We start from the raw sequence: 15272 nt of genomic DNA on the forward strand, positions 1-15272 counted from the left end.
TAAGATCGACAGCCCATCGTTGCTTTTTTCCGATTAGCTACGTCATTCACCGCACCGGAGAGCGCGCCGCCATGCGCCACGCCGTTACTTTTCGCCAGCTGGAAGTCTTTGTTGCCGTCACCCGGGAAGGCACGGTGGTGGCCGCCGCCCGGGCGCTGCGCCTGTCCCAGTCGGCCACCAGCCAGGCGCTGGGCGACCTGGAGCGCCACCTGGGCGTGGCGCTTTTCGAGCGGCTGGGGCGCCGGCTGCGCCTGAACGACATGGGCCGGGCGCTGCTCCCCCGGGCCGAGCGCCTGCTCGACGGCATGGCGGACTTCGTCGCCGCCGCCGAAGAGCCCGACGGCACCCTGCAGGGCACGCTCAACGTCTCGGCAAGCGCCACCGTGGGCACCTATCTGCTGCCGCCCCTGGCCGGGCGCTTCAGCGATACCCATCCGGGGGCCGATTTGCGCCTTAAACTGCGCAACACCGGCGAGGTCGTCAACGACCTGCTGCGCTTCGACGCCGACCTGGGGCTGATCGAAGGGCTCTGCCACGAGCCCCGGCTGCAAAGCGAGGCCTGGTGCGAAGACCGCCTGGTGATTATTGTCGCGCCCGACCATCCGCTGGCGCAAAAGCCGGCGCCCGGGGTCAGCGATGCCGAGCTTGCCAGGGCCCAGTGGATCCTTCGCGAGAACGGCTCGGGCACCCGGGAGATCTTTGAAGCGGCCGCGCTTGGCCACGTCAAGCAGCTCAACGTGCGCATGGAGCTGAGCCAGCACGAGGCCATCAAGCAGGCGGTCAAGGCCGGGTTTGGGCTTGGCTGCCTGTCCCGGCTGAGCGTCGCCGGCGAGCTGGCCCGGGGCGAGCTGGTGGCGCTTGAAAGCGAGCTTGCGCTATCGCGGACGTTTTCGCTGGTGTGGCACCCGGAGCGCTACAGAAGCCCGCTGTGGCAGGCGTTCAAGGTGTATCTGGTCGAGCAGCGCGACACGGCGCTAGCGGCGTAGGGCGCGGTAGCCGCCCCACAGCCGGGTGGCGGTGGTGACCAGGCAGGCCAGGGCAAACAGCGTGGCCAGCCAGGCAAAGTGCTCGGGAAACAGGCAGAACAGCGTAAGCGCGACCACGGTTTCGGTGCCTTCGGTGAGTCCTTCCATGTAATAGAAGGCCTTTTGCGGAAAGCGCGGGCGCTTTATGCCGCGCCGATTGGCAGCAATGGCAAAGGCCAGAAACGACGTCCCGGTGCCGATAAAGGCCAGCAGCAAAAACGCCGCGGCGAGCGCATTGGCCGCCGGGTCGGCCAGGGCAAAGCCGAACACCACCGCGGCGTAGAAGACGAAATCCAGCCCGATGTCGAGAAAACCGCCGGCATCGCTGGTTTCGCCGGCAAGCCGGGCAAGCGCCCCGTCCAGGCCGTCGCCCAGGCGGTTGAGCGCAATTGCCACAAGCGCCCAGCCGTAGTATTCAAGCGCCAGCAGCGGCAGGGCGAGCATGCCGATGACAAAGGCACCGAGCGTTACCTGGTCCGGCGTCACCCGGCCGTAGAACCGGCGGGCGATCCGCTCAAGCGGGCGGTGGGTCAGCGGCATGATGAAGCGGTCGAGCATGGCGGCGTTCCTTGTATTCTGCGGGCTTGAAGGGCGCTAGACTGGCGCCACACGATACACCACTCACGGGGGCCGGGATGCGCCTATTGCACACTGCCGACTGGCATCTGGGCCGGTTGCTGCATAATCTTTCGCTGCTGGAAGACCAGCGCGCCGTTCTTGATCAGCTGCTGGAGGTGGTCGACCGCGAACGGATCGACGCCGTGCTCATCGCCGGCGACGTCTATGACCGCTCGGTGCCGCCGGCCGCGGCGGTGGCGCTGCTGGACGCGGTGCTGCACGCGCTGTGCGAAACGCGCGGCGTAGCGGTGGTGATGATTTCCGGCAACCACGACGGCGCCCGCCGGCTGGGCTTTGGCTCGCGCCAGCTGCGCCAGTCCGGGCTGCATATTCTCTCTACGCTGGACGCTATCGCTGACCCGGTGACGCTTGCGGCCGGCGGCGTTGAGGTTGATATCTACGGCATCCCCTACGCCGACCCCGAGCAGGTGCGCAGCCATTTCGGCGTTGACGTGCGCGACTTCGACGCCGCCCACCGCTACCTGCTGGAGCGCATCGACGCGCAGCGCGACCCCGACCGCCGGGCGGTGCTCATGAGCCACTGTTTCGTCGCCGGCGGCAGCGCCTCGGATTCCGAACGGCCCTTGAGCCTGGGCGGCGCGGAAAGCGTCGCCTGGGAGCCCATGCGCGGGTTCGACTACGTTGCTCTTGGCCACCTGCACGGCCCCCAGTATCGCGGCGAGGCGCACATCCGCTACAGCGGCTCGCTGCTGAAGTACAGCTTCTCCGAAGCCCCCCATACCAAGGGCGTTACCCTGGTGGATGTGGACGCCACCGGCGCGGTGGACATCAAGCCCGTGGCGCTGGCGCCGGTTCGCGACGTGCGCGTGCTGGAAGGCGAGCTGGACGACGTCATCGCCGGCGCAGCCCTTGACCCCGCTCCGGACGACTACCTGCTGGTACGCCTCACCGACCGCTACGCCATCCTCGACCCCATGGGCAAGCTGCGCGCGGTCTACCCCAACGTGCTGCATCTGGAAAAGCCCGGCATGCTGGCCCCAGCCGGCGAAGCGCCCAGGGCGCGGCGGCACGGCGGGCTGGACGCCCTGGCGCTGTTCGGCGATTTTTTCCAGCAGGTCAGCGGCGAGGCGCTGGATGACGATCAGAAAGCCGCCGTCGAGGGCCTGATCGGGCGCCTGGAGCGCGAAGAGCGCGACGAGGAGGGCGTGACATGACGCCCCTGGCGCTTACCCTTCAGGCTTTCGGCCCTTTTGCCGCCACCCAGACGCTGGACTTTGCCGCGCTGGGGCAAAGCCCGCTGTTTTTGATCAACGGCCCCACCGGTGCGGGCAAGAGCTCGATTCTCGACGCCCTGTGCTTTGCCCTGTACGGCCAGACCACGGGCAACGAGCGCGAGCCCGCCCAGATGCGCTGCGACCAGGCCGCCGACGGCCTGCTGACCGAGGTCACCCTCGACTTTCGCCTGCGCGGGACGAACTACCGGATCCGCCGGGTGCCCCAGCAGGAGCGCCCCAAGGCGCGGGGCGAAGGCACTACCACGCATCAGCCCGAAGCCCAGCTGTGGCGGCTCGATGCCGACGGCGAGGTGGACGAGTGCCTGGTCGCGCGCAAGGTGAACGACGCCACCGCCGAAGTGCAGGCGCTGTTGGGGCTGGATGCCAAGCAGTTCCGCCAGGTCATGGTGCTGCCCCAGGGCCAGTTTCGCGAGCTGCTGCTGGCAAGCTCCGCCGACCGCGAGCAGATTTTTGCCCGGCTGTTTCAGACCCACCTGTTTTCCCGCATTGAGGATCAGCTCGGCGAGCGGGCCCGGGGCATTACCCGAGAGGTGAACGACCACCGCCAGCGCATGCAGGGTATCCTCGACGCCCGCGAAGTGGAAAGCGAAGCCGCGCTTGACGACGCCCTGGCGGCGCTCGCCCCCGAGGAAAAGGCCGCCGGGGAGGCGCTGACCCAGGCAAGGACGGCGCGCCAGCGCGCCGAGCGCGATGAGCAGACCGGTCAGGAGTACCAGGCGCTGTTCGACCAGCAGCGGGAGCACGAAGCCGCCCGTGCCGATCACCTGAAGAATGAGGCGCGGGTGGAAGATGCGCGGGAGCGGCTCAAGGCCCACGAGCAGACCCGGACCCTTGCCGCGCCGTTCAGCGCTCGCCATAGGGCGCAGGAGGAAGCCGCCGACGCCGAGCGCACGCTCGAGCAGGAAATCGCGGCCGTATCCGCCCAGGAAAAGGACGCCGCCGCCGCGCAGGAGGCGCTTGCCAGCGCGCAAAAGAAGTACGACGGCCTCGCCGAGCTGCGAAAGCAAGAGCAGATGCTGATCCGGGCGCTCGAGCAGCGCCGGGACCTGGCGGAGAACGAAAAGCAGCGCGACGCCGCCCAAAGCGAATGGCGCCGGCAGGCTCAGCGGTACGAGGCGCTCGAAACGCAGCGCGAGGCCACCAGGCAGCAGGGCGAAACGCAGGGGGAGGCGATCCGCCAGGCGGGAGACGAGCAGCAGACGCTTGCCGGCAGCGGGGAAGCGCTGAACCACCTCCAGGCGCAGTATCGAAAGCGCCAGCAGCTGGACGAGCACGACGGCCGGCGCCCGGCGCTGGCCGCCACGCTGAAAGAGGCCACGGCCGAAGGGGAAAAGCACGCCGCAGAGACGGCCCGCCTCAGCGCGAACGCTGACCGCCAGGCGCTGCGCTGGCATCAGAGTCAGGCGGCCTTGCTCGCCGCCAGGCTGGTGCCGGCGTCGCCGTGCCCGGTGTGCGGCAGCCTGGAACACCCCGCGCCGGCCAAGCAGGACGGCGAGACGGTGGCCGAAGACGCCGTCAAGGAGGCGCGCCGGGATTACGAAGCGGCGCTCGATGCCGAGCATCAGGCCGCCCACCGGGCGAAGATGCTCCAGCAGCGCCTTGAGCACCACGATACCCGGCGCCACGAATGCGCCGCCGAGCTTGGCGGCCGCGCAGAGATAACGCTCGAGGCGCTGGGCCGCGAGTGCGAGGACAAGCGCCGGGAAAGCGCGCGCTATACCGAGCTTGCCGCGTACGTGGCGCAACAGCAGCAGGCGCTGGCCGGGCTGCGCCGGGACTGGCGCGACCAGGACGAGGCGCTTAAAAAGCTCGCCCCGGCGCTGGAGGCGGCCAAGAGCGACTATCAGCAGTGGGAAGGGAAGTGCGAACAGCTGCGCCAGGCGCTGGCTGACGGCGAGACCGCGCCCGAGGCGCTGGCGAAGCAGCGCGACGACGTTCGCGACGAGATAACTCGGCGAGAAAACGCCTGGCAGCAGGCAGGGGAAAGCGCGCAGCGGGCGGCTACTGCCCTGGCCCGGGGGGAGGCCGCCCGGGACGCCGCGCAGAAGCGGATGAATACCGCCGCCGAGGCGCGGCGGCAGGCAGAGGCGGACTGGCAGCAGGCTCTTGCCCGGAGTGTCTTTGACGATGAGGACGCCTTTTTGCAGGCGCGGCTGGACGACGCCACCGGCGAGCGGCTGGCCGCCGAGGTCGAGCACTACCGCGACCGGCTGACCCGGCTGGAAAGCCTGCTGGAGGCGGGCCGCGCGCGCCTTGAGGGGGTAGTGCAGCCGGATCTTGACGCGCTGAAGAAGAGGGCTGAAGGAGCCTGCGCCGACGAAGCCCGGCTCGATGCCGAATGGCGCCGGCTGAACGCGCGGCTTGATCAGTTCCAAAAGGCTCGGCAGCAGCTGGACCAGGCCCGGGAGCAGCAGCGGGTGCTGGAAGACGAGTACCGCGTGTGGGGCACGCTGAGCGAAGTGGCCAACGGGCGCACCGGCCAGCGCGTGAGCCTGCAGCGGTTTGTGCTTGGGGTGCTGCTCGACGACGTGCTGCGGCAGGCCTCGGCGCGGCTGGTGCGCATGAGCCGCGGGCGCTATCAGCTGGTGCGTCGGGAGGAGCCGAGTAAAGGCAACCGCGCTTCGGGGCTGGAGCTTGACGTCACCGACACCTATACCGGCAAGAACCGCCCGGCGGCCACGCTTTCCGGCGGCGAGTCGTTCATGGCGGCGCTGGCGCTGGCGCTGGGGCTTTCCGACGTAGTTCAGGCCTGGGCCGGTGGCATTCAGCTGGAGACCCTGTTCATCGACGAGGGCTTCGGCAGCCTGGATCAGGACGCGCTGGATCAGGCCATCGCCACCCTGGTGGAGCTGCAGCGGGGCGGGCGCATGATCGGCATCATTTCCCACATCAGCGAGCTGAAAGAGCAGATGCCGCTGCGTATTGAGGTCAGCGCCGGCCGCCGGGGCAGCACGGTGGCCGTGCACGGCAGCTGACCCGACGGGCGCTTGCGTTTAATCAGCGCTGGTAAAACGGCTGGCTTTCGCGGGGCTGACCCTTCACGGTAACGGGCTTTTGGCCAGGTTGATCCTTGAGGAGACGTCTATGAACGCAAGCAGAATTTTTCAGCAGATCATGAAGCAGGCCGGCGGCCAGAGCGGTAGCCAGGGGGATAGCCAGGGTGATAGCCAGAGCAGCAGCGGCTCGGGCGTCAAGGACGTGGTGGACGGCCTCTCCCGGCAGCTGGGCGGCGGCGGTTCCGGCAGCGGGGTCGACATGAAAAGCCTGCTGGGCGGCGGCGCCCTGGGCGCGCTGGTAGGCTCCAAAGGCGGGCGCAGGATGGGTGGCAAGGCGCTCAAGTACGGCGCCATTGCCGGGGTCGGGGCGCTTGCCTGGAAGGCCTGGAAAAGCTCGCAGCAGTCTTCTTCGGGCGACGAGGGTGGCCAGGAAGACGGCAATGACCGTGTCGAGGTGCTCGACGGCGACGTTCAGGAGCGCCGCAGTCTGGAGCTGCTCAAGGCCATGATCATGGCCGCCCGGGCCGACGGCCACATCGACGAGCAGGAGCAGGCGCTGATTTCCGGGCAGATCGAAGACATGGGCGCCGACGAGGAGCTCAACCGCTGGGTCGAGCAAACCCTCGAGGCGCCGCTGGACGCCGAGGCCCTGGCCAGCGAAGCCGATTCGCCCCAGGCCGCCCGGGAAATGTATCTGGTCAGCGTAGCCGTGGTGGACGAGCAGAACCCCATGGAGCGCGCCTGGCTCGACCAGCTCGGCAGCGCCCTCGGGCTTGGCGATGACGTCACCGCCGAACTCGAGCGCCAGGCGCAGCAGGCCAACTGATTGGACACCTTGACGCTATGGCTGGCAACGGGGCTTGGCGTCGGCTTCATGCCGGTCGCCCCGGGAACGTTCGGCTCGCTGTGGGGGCTGCCGCTGGCGTGGTGGCTGGGCGCGAAAGCGCCCGGGCGCCAGGCGACCCTTATCGCGATCATGGCGCTGCTGGCGGTGCCGGTATGCCACTGGGCCTCGGCGCAGTACTTTGCCGGCGGCGATGCCGGAAGCATCGTGCTCGACGAGATCGTGGCGTTTCCGCTGGCGCTTTTGGGGCTTACGCTTTCGGGGAGGCCCGCCGCGCGGCAGCTGCCCTGGCTGGCGCTGGCCTTCGGGCTGTTTCGCGTCTTTGATGCGCTCAAACCGCCGCCGGTCAGCTGGGCGGAGGTGCTTCCCGGCGGGGTCGGTATCGTCGCCGATGACCTTGTCGCCGCCGGGCTTGCCTGGCTGTGCATGGCGCTGCTGATACGCGCCTGGCGGCGCTATCGCCGCGCCTGACAGGGCAGGCTAGTCAAAGGTGGGGCCGCCGGCCTCGTCGCCCCAGACCTCTTCCAGGCGGTCATCGCGGCCGCAGCGGAAGCGGTAGAACTTGTAGCGCAGCGGGTTTTTCTCGTAATAGTTCTGGTGGTAGTCCTCGGCGTCCCAGAAGGCGCCGGCGGACGAGAGCTCCGTGGCAATCGGCTGGTCGAAGCGTTCCTGCATCTCGGCTAGCGACGCTTCGGCGAGCTCCCGCTGGCGCTCGTCCTGATAGAAAATAGCCGAACGGTACTGGGGGCCGCTGTCGCAGAACTGACGGTCTTCGGCGAAGGGGTCGACGTTGCGCCAGAAAATGTCCAGCAGCTCGGCGTAGTCGATCGCGTCGGGGTCGTAGGTGATTTTAACCGCCTCGGCGTGGCCGGTGCCGCCGCGCGAGACGTCGTCATAGCCGGGGTTTTCCAGCTCGCCGCCGATGTAGCCCGAGGTTGTTGAGGTAACGCCGGGCTGGCGATCGTAGGGCGGCTCCATGCACCAGAAGCAGCCGCCGGCAAAAATCGCCGTGCTGAGGCCGTCGGCCGCGGTGCCTGAGTCATTGGCGGCGTAGGCCATGGGGGCCGCCAGGCCGGCGGCAAGCAGGCCGGCAAGCGGCAGGGAACGAAGAAATAACGGCATGGGGGCTCCTGTGGCGCGGGGCGCCGGCGTGGGGTGTTTGACACTCTGCAAGTGTACGGGGTTCTTTTCCTGTATCATATTTGTATATGAATGGGCCTGACAATAATATTTTATGGTTGATGTTGACGCGCGTCCGGGGAAAGGCCATGATGCGCTCAGTTGGTTAGCAAGTGGAACGTTGTCAGCAGCATCGAAGCGCCTCAAGCGTTGAGTCTGGTGAAAGTTTCTTGTTCTACCCACTGCAATTCGGGTATTTCCCGGCTCTATATTTCGCTACATCGAGGATTTCGATCATGGCAACTGGTACCGTTAAGTGGTTCAACGACACTAAAGGCTTCGGCTTCATCTCTCCGGACGACAACGGCGACGATCTGTTCGTACACTTCTCCGAAATTCAGGCTGAAGGCTTCAAATCCCTGCAGGACGGCCAGAAGGTTTCCTTCGACGTCACCCAGGGCAAGAAAGGCCTTCAGGCGTCCAACGTCGTAGCCGACGACTAAGCGCTACGCCGCTGACGGCCGGCCTCAGGCCGGCAAGATGAGAAAACCCCGCTACGGCGGGGTTTTTTGCTGTCCGGCTTTTGGCCGGTGCGGCATTGCGCTAGGGTAGCCTGGATAATGCGAGTCAAGAGGGGAGAGAAACAGAGCCATGACGCAACAAAGTGAGCTGATTATTGAGCCGTTGTCGGGGCGGCCGGCCAACGCCTGCGTGTTTATCCTGCACGGGCTGGGCGCCGACGGCTACGACTTTGAACCGCTGGTGCCCCAGCTTGACCTGCCCGCCGGCGCCGAGGTGCGCTTCATCATGCCCCATGCGCCGCGGCTGGCCGTGAGCGTCAATAACGGCATGACCATGCCGGCCTGGTACGACATTCTGTCCGTGGATCTGGGTCGCGAGCTGGATACCGGCCAGCTGGCAAGCTCGGCCGAGCGCATCCAGCGGCTGATGCGGGATCAGATCGAAGCGGGCATTGATAGCCGGCGCATCGTCGTCGCCGGATTTTCCCAGGGCGGGGCGGTGGCCTATCAGGCGGCGCTGACCTTTGATCAGCCGCTTGCCGGGCTGCTGGCGATGTCCACCTATCTGGCCGACCCCGACGTGCCGGGCCCGGGCGACGGCGCGGCGCTGCCTATTGAGGCGCACCACGGCACCGCCGACCCGGTGGTGCCCGAAAGCCTCGGCCGCCAGAGCGTTGAGATGCTGCGCGCGCTGGGCTACGCGGTGGAGTATCGCACCTATGACATGGCCCATGCGCTGTGCCCCGAGCAGATCGGCGATATCAACCGCTTTTTGGGCGCGCGGCTCGCGTAGGCGATGAGCGATGCATCGCGAGGGCGCAATGCCCGTCACCCCGAGCAGATCCCGCGCCGCGGCTGGCGCGACGTCGCCTGGCGCGTCTACCACGAGGCCGGGCAGGACCGCATTACCCTGCTGGCGGCGGGCGTGGCGTTCTACGCGCTGCTGGCGCTGTTTCCCGCCATTGCCGTGGTGGTCTCCGTCGGCGGGCTGTTGTTCGACCCCTATGAGGCGGGGCAGCAGCTGCGCGATCTCACTCGCTTCATGCCGCCGGACGCCGCCGGGCTGATTGCCCGCCAGGCGCAAAAAGTGGCCCAGAGCGCGGAGGAACGCAGCGGCGTGGCGGCGCTGATCAGCGGGGTGGTGGCCCTGTTTGTGGCGTCGAAAGGCGTACGCGGGCTGATCGCGGGGCTTAACGTGGTATACGGCGAAGGCGACAAGCGCAGCCGCATCAAGCGCAGCGCGATGGTGATGGCGATAACCCTGGGGATGATCGTGATGACGCTTTTGACCCTTGGGTTTATCGCGCTGGTGCCGTTTGGCATGGCATACATGCCGCTCTCGTCGCTCATGGAGCGGCTGCTTTACTGGCTGCGCTGGCCGGTTTTGCTGGTGGTGATGAGCCTGGGCATTGCGCTGCTCTACCGCTTTGCGCCGTACCGGCGGGCGCCGCGCTGGCAATGGCTGAGCGTGGGCACGCTGCTGGCGACGCTGCTGTGGCTGCTGGGCTCGGGCGGGCTTTCGCTTTACGCGCGGTATTTTTCCCGCTTCAGCGAGCTCTACGGCTCGCTCGGGGCGGTGGTGGTGCTGATGCTGTGGTTCTGGCTGTCGTCGTTCGTGGTGCTGCTGGGCGCCGAGGTCAACGCTCAGCTGGAGCGTCAAACCCGCCGGGATACTACCGTGGGCCGCGAGCGGCCCATGGGCAGCCGGCATGCCTACGCGGCGGATACGCTGGGCTCCAAGCATCCCTGGCACGGTCCCTGACCGCGCCGCGAGGCGAGCTGAGTGTGGTGAAAGTGAGTATGGCGAAAGCGGGGAAGACGCTTACAGCAGCGCTTCGGCGGCCAGCGCCAGGCGCGAACGCTCCACGCTTTTCAGCGTGATGTGGCCGGCGTGGGGCCAGTCGCGAAAGCGCTCGACCACGGCGGCCAGGCCGCAGGTGCTGGCGGTAAGATAGGGCGTGTCGATCTGGCCGACGTTGCCCAGGCAGACGATCTTGGTGTTATGCCCGGCCCGGCTGATCAGCGCCTTGAGCTGCTTGGGCGTGAAGTTCTGCGCCTCGTCGATGATCAGCAGGGTGTCGTTCAGGGTGCGTCCGCGCATGAAGCTCGGCGCGAGAATCTGCACCCGGGCGCCGATCAGCTCGCGGGTGGCCGCGTCTTCCCAGCTGGAGTCGCCGCTTTCATCGCGCAGCAGGTTGTCCATGTTGTCGTGAAAGGCGCCCATCCAGGGAGCCATCTTCTCTTCTTCGGTGCCGGGCAGGTAGCCGATGTCTTCGCCCATGGCGACGGGCGCGCGGGTAAACATGATGCGCTCGAAACGGCGCTGGTCCAGCGTCTGCTGAAACGCCGCCGCCAGGGTCATGAAGGTTTTGCCGGTGCCCGCATTGCCGGCGATGGTGACCAGGTCAATGTCCGGGTCCATGAGCAGGTTGAGGGTGAAATTCTGCCGGCTGTCGTGGGCGTGAATGCCCCAGATATCGCTGCGCCGGCGGTAGTCGTCCAGCGGCTCGAGGGTGGCCGAGCCCGGGCTGAGCTTACGCACCACGGCCTCGAAGCCGGCGCTGTTTTCGTCGTCGGCCACCAGCATCCCCGTATGCCAGGTCTCGGGAATATCCCCCTTCAACCGGTAGAAGGTGCGCCCGTCAGCGCGCTCGACGCTGACCTCAACGTTAAGGTGATCCCACAGCGGGGCGGCGTGTCCGTTGCGGGGATAGTCGCAGGGATAAACGGCGGCGCCCTCGCTCATGGCATCGCTGTCGTCGAAGGCGCGGTCGCCCAGGTAGTCCTCCACGGGGATGTTCCGAGCGGCGGCCTTGACGCGCAGGTTGATATCTTTTGTGACCAGGATCACCGAGGCGTCGGGGCGCTCGTCGCGCAGACGGGAGATTTCGGCCAGCAGGCGATTGTCGGCGCTGGCGTATAGCGGATCCTGCACTGCCAGATTGTCGTAGTATAAAAAGCGCAGCCGGCCGGACTCGCCCGCGGCGCGGGGCAGCGGAATGCCGCGGTCGATGTCGATAAAGCGGGTGTCCTGGGTCAGGTCCGACAGCGTGCGGCTGACCTGGCGTGCGCTGCGGGCAATATCGCGGTTTCCGTTCTTGTGCTTGTCCAGCTCTTCAAGCACCGTCATGGGAATCACCACGTCGTGTTCGTCGAAGTGGTAAAGCGCCGTGGGGTCGTGGATCAGTACGTTGGTGTCGAGCACGTAAAGCCGGCTGGCTTTCTTGTCGGGTTGATCCATGGATGGAAGCACTCCTGCACGGTGAGTAACGGCCGATAAACGGCGGTGTCATTTCCTGGCGATATACGGCGGTACGCTTTACCGGGTAGCGGGGTGAGTGGGCCCTTAGTGTCAGATAATACGCGATTTTTTTCCATACCCGGGGTGGGGCGACGGTGCTATGCACCGTTGGCAAAGCCCCGACCCGGCAGGATGCACCACCACGGAGGACAGGAATATGACACCGGCTGTCGACGCCGCCAAAAAGGCGCAGATCCGCTTTACCACCCACGCCTACGCCCACGACGAAAGTGCGGCGTCCTACGGGGTCGAGGCGGCCGAAAAGCTTGGCGTAGCGCCAGAAAGCATTTTCAAGACGCTGGTGGTCAAGCTCGACGGCAAGCGTCTGGCGGTGGGGCTTGTACCGGTGACCGGCAAGCTCGGTTTCAAGCTGATTGCCCGGGCGGCGGGGGCCAAAAAAGCCACCATGGCGTCGCCCGAGGAGGTTGAGCGCGCTACCGGCTACGTGCTGGGCGGGGTCAGCCCGCTGGGGCAGAAAAAGCGCCTGCCCACGTTCATCGATACCTCCGCCGAGGCGTTTTCGCACCTCCACGTCAGCGCCGGCCGGCGCGGGCTGGAAATCGCCCTGGCGCCGGCCGATCTCGCCGCGCTGACCCAGGCGGAATTTGTCCCGCTTGCCGTTTAGCCGGCGGCTTTTCTGGTAAGCTGCGGGGCATCCTGCCCCGGCACTGCCCCGGCAACTCCGGGCTTGCTTCCTATCTTCAGGTATTTTTCGTGTCGATCACTTCCTTTTCGCGTCTGGCTCTGCCAGGCGCTCTGCTGACGAATCTCGATTCGCTTGGCTACCGCGCCATGACGCCGGTGCAGGCGCAAGCGCTGCCCGCCGCCCTTGAGGGGCGGGACGTGCTGGCCCAGGCGCAAACCGGCTCGGGCAAAACCGCCGCCTTTGGCCTTTCGCTGCTGGCTCGTTTGGATTTAGCCGCATCCCGCGTCCAATCGCTGGTGCTGTGCCCCACCCGGGAGCTCGCCGATCAGGTAGCCGGGGCGCTGCGCACGCTTGCCCGCAAGCTACCCAATGTCAAGGTGCTCACCCTTTGCGGCGGGGCGCCCTTTGGCCCCCAGCTGGCCTCCCTGGAGCACGGTGCGCATATCGTCGTGGGCACGCCGGGGCGGGTGGAGGACCACCTGCGCAAGGGCACGCTCAGGCTGAATGGCCTGACGACGCTGGTGCTCGACGAAGCCGACCGCATGCTGGACATGGGCTTTCAGGCCGCCATTGACGATATCGTGGCGCAAACGCCCGCCCGCCGGCAGACGCTTTTATTCAGCGCGACCTATCCGGCCGACACGACCGAGGGCGGGCTCTCAGGCTTTACCCGGGGGCTTCTGCGCGAGCCGCATATCGTCCGGGTGGAAGACACCCACGACGACGCCACCATCGAGCAGCACTTTTATCGCGTGGATAAAGGGCGAACAATGGATGACGAGGCCGCACGTCTGGCCGCGCTGCGCCAGCTGCTGCTGCACTACCGGCCGGAAAGCGGCGTGGTGTTTTGCAACACCAAACGCGAGACGCGGCAGGTGGCGGACGACCTGAACGCCGCGGGAATGAGCGCGCTGGCGCTCAACGGCGACCTGGAGCAGAAGGACCGCGAACGTATTCTGGTGATGTTTGCCAACCAGAGCGTGACGCTGCTGGTGGCCACCGACGTCGCTGCCCGGGGGCTGGACATCGACGGCGTGGACGCCGTGTTCAACGTCGGCATTGCCCACGAACTTGACGTCCACACCCACCGCATCGGGCGCACCGGCCGGGCCGGCGAGCGCGGCGTGGCCTGTACGCTGGTAAGCGATCAAGAGCGCTATCGCCTGCTGCAGCTGAGCGAACAGCAGGGCGCGGAATACGAGCCCGAGCCGCTGCCCGAGGTGGCCGACCCCCGGCCGCTTGCCGCGCCCATGGCCACGCTGCAGCTGGGCGCGGGCAAAAAGGACAAGCTGCGCCCGGGCGATATTCTCGGCGCGCTGACAGGCGAAGGCGGCATCGCCGGCAGTCAGGTAGGCAAGATCAAGGTGCTCGCCCGCAGCGCCTACGTGGCGGTCGAGCGCAGCGTGGCCAGACAGGCGCTGGCCAAGCTTGAGCGCGATAAACTGAAAGGCCGTAACGTGCGCGCACGCCGCGTTAACGGCTAGGCTGAAGGAGCCAACGCAAGCATTTATGAAAATCCCCAAACGACTACAGCCGCTGATCGACGACGGCCTGATCAACGCGGTCGAGCAGCAGCTGATGAGCGGCAAGGAAGCCCAGGTGTACGTGGTGCGCTGCGGTGATGAGCGCCGCTGCGCCAAGGTGTTTAAAGAAGCCAAAAAGCGCAGCTTCAAGCAGGCGGTGCAGTATCAGGAAGGCCGCCGGGAGCGCAACAGTCGCCGGGCCCGGGCCATGGCGAAAAAGACCCGCTACGGCCAGCAGCAGCAGGAGCAGGCCTGGCTCACCGCCGAGGTCGATGCCCTCTACCGGCTGGCCGCTGCCGACGTGCGCGTGCCGCGTCCCCACGGCTTTGTCGACGGCGTGCTGCTGATGGACATGATCGTTGACGCCGACGGCGACGTGGCCCCCAGGCTTGACGACGTGGCGCTTGACGCCGACACCGCCCGGGACTACTACCAGAGCCTTTTGGGCGACGTGGTGAAGATGCTCTGCGCCGGGCTGATCCACGGCGACCTGTCCGAGTTCAACGTGCTCGAAGACGCCCAGGGCCCGGTGATCATCGATCTGCCCCAGGCCGTAGACGCCGCTGGCAACAACAGCGCCGAGGCGATGTTCAAGCGCGACGTCAACAACATGCGCGGCTACTTTGCCCGCTTTGCCCCGGAGCTTGGCGAGACCTACTACGCCGAGGAAATTTGGGCACTTTATGAAGCCGGCGAGCTGCATCCGGATTCACCGCTCACCGGCGAGTTTACCTTTGCCACCCACCTGGCCGACGTCGAGGAAGTGCTGGACGTGATCGACGACGCCAAAGAGGAAGAGGCCGAGCGCCTGGAGCGCCTGCGCGACGCCGAAGACGACAGATCCTGGTAGCTGTTATAAGGAGCACGCGGTCCCATGTACGACACCCTGAGCACGGTCGCCGGTCAGTTTTTTGGCCTGGTAGCGCTGATACTCAGCGTTCTGGCTTTTTCCAGCCGGCAGGACGATCGGCTGATGGTACTGATGCTCTCGGCCAACGTGGCCTTCGCTTTACAGTTCGCCATGTTTCAGAGCTGGACGGCCGCGGCGCTGTCGCTGCTGGTGCTTGCGCGCATTGAGCTTGCCCGCCGCTACCCGCGCAGCAAGGCGGCCATGGCCGCTGTGTTGACGGCAAGCATCGTGGCCGCCGTGCTTACCTGGCAAAGCCTTGCCGACCTGCCCGCCGTCGCGGCCATGGTGCTGGGGACGGTGAGTATGTTTCTGCTTCGCGGTATCCCCATGCGCGTTTTTTTGGGGCTAGGGGCGGTGGCCTGGACCCTTAGTCACCTCATCGTGGGGTCGGTTGGCGGCGCGCTGGCTGAAATGATGATCATTGTGACCAACGCCGTTACCGTGTATCGCCTTTATCGGGTCAGGCGGCGCTACCCGGGCGTGATCGATTAGCCGCTGAGGCGGATTGGTTTG

The 15272-nt window shown here is 66.6% G+C and carries 15 protein-coding genes; 12 read left to right on the top strand and 3 right to left on the bottom strand.

Annotated elements, in window-relative coordinates; translation table 11 throughout:
* The first annotated feature begins 71 nt into the window (after positions 1-71).
* Positions 72-986: a LysR substrate-binding domain-containing protein gene (locus tag ACZ46Y_RS04520; RefSeq protein WP_311955338.1), complete on the top strand. Its 915-nt coding sequence runs from the start codon at positions 72-74 to the stop codon at positions 984-986.
* On the opposite strand, the gene ACZ46Y_RS04525 is transcribed toward ACZ46Y_RS04520, so the two are convergent.
* Entirely contained in the window at positions 975-1583 is a 609-nt protein-coding gene (locus tag ACZ46Y_RS04525) for a CDP-alcohol phosphatidyltransferase family protein (protein WP_311955339.1), read from the bottom strand. The genes ACZ46Y_RS04520 and ACZ46Y_RS04525 overlap by 12 nt on opposite strands.
* A 77-nt stretch (positions 1584-1660) precedes the next feature.
* On the opposite strand from ACZ46Y_RS04525, the gene ACZ46Y_RS04530 reads away from it, so the two are divergent.
* The 4 genes from ACZ46Y_RS04530 to ACZ46Y_RS04545 all read left to right on the top strand — a co-directional run bounded on the left by ACZ46Y_RS04530 (position 1661) and on the right by ACZ46Y_RS04545 (position 7210).
* Entirely contained in the window at positions 1661-2818 is a 1158-nt protein-coding gene (locus tag ACZ46Y_RS04530; protein WP_311955341.1) for an exonuclease SbcCD subunit D, read from the top strand.
* On the top strand, positions 2815-5874 hold the full coding sequence (locus ACZ46Y_RS04535) for an SMC family ATPase (RefSeq protein ID WP_311955344.1): 3060 nt from the start codon (positions 2815-2817) through the stop codon (positions 5872-5874). The genes ACZ46Y_RS04530 and ACZ46Y_RS04535 overlap by 4 nt, the downstream gene beginning before the upstream one ends.
* A gap of 109 nt (positions 5875-5983) precedes the next feature.
* The gene (locus ACZ46Y_RS04540; RefSeq protein ID WP_311955346.1) at positions 5984-6721 is read left to right on the top strand and encodes a tellurite resistance TerB family protein; all 738 of its coding nucleotides are present in this window, start codon (positions 5984-5986) and stop codon (positions 6719-6721) included.
* Positions 6722-7210 (top strand): phosphatidylglycerophosphatase A family protein, encoded by a 489-nt coding sequence (locus ACZ46Y_RS04545; protein ID WP_311955348.1) that lies wholly within the window; start codon positions 6722-6724, stop codon positions 7208-7210.
* Positions 7211-7219: 9 nt separating this feature from the next.
* Here ACZ46Y_RS04545 and msrA read toward each other — a convergent pair whose 3' ends face one another.
* Positions 7220-7861, bottom strand: coding sequence for a peptide-methionine (S)-S-oxide reductase MsrA (gene msrA / locus ACZ46Y_RS04550; RefSeq protein ID WP_376717586.1), 642 nt, complete (start codon positions 7859-7861; stop codon positions 7220-7222).
* Positions 7862-8154: 293 nt separating this feature from the next.
* On the opposite strand from msrA, the gene ACZ46Y_RS04555 reads away from it, so the two are divergent.
* From ACZ46Y_RS04555 to ACZ46Y_RS04565, 3 genes are all read left to right on the top strand, one after another.
* Complete coding sequence (locus ACZ46Y_RS04555) at positions 8155-8361, top strand: cold-shock protein (RefSeq protein ID WP_311950363.1); 207 nt, start codon at positions 8155-8157, stop codon at positions 8359-8361.
* A gap of 148 nt (positions 8362-8509) precedes the next feature.
* Entirely contained in the window at positions 8510-9172 is a 663-nt protein-coding gene (locus ACZ46Y_RS04560) for an alpha/beta hydrolase (RefSeq protein ID WP_311955349.1), read from the top strand.
* 3 nt (positions 9173-9175) lie between these two features.
* Positions 9176-10141 (top strand): YihY/virulence factor BrkB family protein, encoded by a 966-nt coding sequence (locus ACZ46Y_RS04565; protein ID WP_311955351.1) that lies wholly within the window; start codon positions 9176-9178, stop codon positions 10139-10141.
* 60 nt (positions 10142-10201) lie between these two features.
* Here ACZ46Y_RS04565 and ACZ46Y_RS04570 read toward each other — a convergent pair whose 3' ends face one another.
* Positions 10202-11620 (bottom strand): PhoH family protein, encoded by a 1419-nt coding sequence (locus ACZ46Y_RS04570; protein ID WP_311955357.1) that lies wholly within the window; start codon positions 11618-11620, stop codon positions 10202-10204.
* Between the two features lie 217 nt (positions 11621-11837).
* Between ACZ46Y_RS04570 and ybaK the strand changes: the two genes are divergently transcribed.
* The 4 genes from ybaK (at position 11838) to ACZ46Y_RS04590 (ending at position 15251) form a co-directional block, all read left to right on the top strand.
* Positions 11838-12305, top strand: coding sequence for a Cys-tRNA(Pro) deacylase (gene ybaK, locus ACZ46Y_RS04575; RefSeq protein ID WP_311955360.1), 468 nt, complete (start codon positions 11838-11840; stop codon positions 12303-12305).
* A gap of 89 nt (positions 12306-12394) precedes the next feature.
* Positions 12395-13810: an ATP-dependent RNA helicase DbpA gene (gene dbpA, locus ACZ46Y_RS04580; RefSeq protein WP_311955362.1), complete on the top strand. Its 1416-nt coding sequence runs from the start codon at positions 12395-12397 to the stop codon at positions 13808-13810.
* Between the two features lie 25 nt (positions 13811-13835).
* On the top strand, positions 13836-14699 hold the full coding sequence (locus tag ACZ46Y_RS04585) for a PA4780 family RIO1-like protein kinase (RefSeq protein WP_311955365.1): 864 nt from the start codon (positions 13836-13838) through the stop codon (positions 14697-14699).
* 24 nt (positions 14700-14723) lie between these two features.
* Positions 14724-15251 carry a YgjV family protein gene (locus tag ACZ46Y_RS04590; protein WP_311955366.1) on the top strand — a complete coding sequence of 176 codons (528 nt, stop codon included), beginning with the start codon at positions 14724-14726 and terminating at the stop codon, positions 15249-15251.
* Positions 15252-15272 lie beyond the last annotated feature (21 nt).

The sequence above is a fragment of the Halomonas garicola genome, from assembly GCF_055382465.1.

Excerpts from the sequence above, each read along its gene's own strand:
- ACZ46Y_RS04520 (WP_311955338.1), top strand. The coding sequence starts at position 72 with ATGCGCCACGCCGTTACTTTTCGCCAGCTGGAAGTCTTTGTTGCCGTC.
- ACZ46Y_RS04525 (WP_311955339.1), bottom strand. The coding sequence starts at position 1,583 with ATGCTCGACCGCTTCATCATGCCGCTGACCCACCGCCCGCTTGAGCGG.
- ACZ46Y_RS04530 (WP_311955341.1), top strand. The coding sequence starts at position 1,661 with ATGCGCCTATTGCACACTGCCGACTGGCATCTGGGCCGGTTGCTGCAT.
- ACZ46Y_RS04535 (WP_311955344.1), top strand. The coding sequence starts at position 2,815 with ATGACGCCCCTGGCGCTTACCCTTCAGGCTTTCGGCCCTTTTGCCGCC.
- ACZ46Y_RS04540 (WP_311955346.1), top strand. The coding sequence starts at position 5,984 with ATGAACGCAAGCAGAATTTTTCAGCAGATCATGAAGCAGGCCGGCGGC.
- msrA (WP_376717586.1), bottom strand. The coding sequence starts at position 7,861 with ATGCCGTTATTTCTTCGTTCCCTGCCGCTTGCCGGCCTGCTTGCCGCC.
- ACZ46Y_RS04555 (WP_311950363.1), top strand. The coding sequence starts at position 8,155 with ATGGCAACTGGTACCGTTAAGTGGTTCAACGACACTAAAGGCTTCGGC.
- ACZ46Y_RS04560 (WP_311955349.1), top strand. The coding sequence starts at position 8,510 with ATGACGCAACAAAGTGAGCTGATTATTGAGCCGTTGTCGGGGCGGCCG.
- ACZ46Y_RS04565 (WP_311955351.1), top strand. The coding sequence starts at position 9,176 with ATGAGCGATGCATCGCGAGGGCGCAATGCCCGTCACCCCGAGCAGATC.
- ACZ46Y_RS04570 (WP_311955357.1), bottom strand. The coding sequence starts at position 11,620 with ATGGATCAACCCGACAAGAAAGCCAGCCGGCTTTACGTGCTCGACACC.
- ybaK (WP_311955360.1), top strand. The coding sequence starts at position 11,838 with ATGACACCGGCTGTCGACGCCGCCAAAAAGGCGCAGATCCGCTTTACC.
- ACZ46Y_RS04585 (WP_311955365.1), top strand. The coding sequence starts at position 13,836 with ATGAAAATCCCCAAACGACTACAGCCGCTGATCGACGACGGCCTGATC.
- ACZ46Y_RS04590 (WP_311955366.1), top strand. The coding sequence starts at position 14,724 with ATGTACGACACCCTGAGCACGGTCGCCGGTCAGTTTTTTGGCCTGGTA.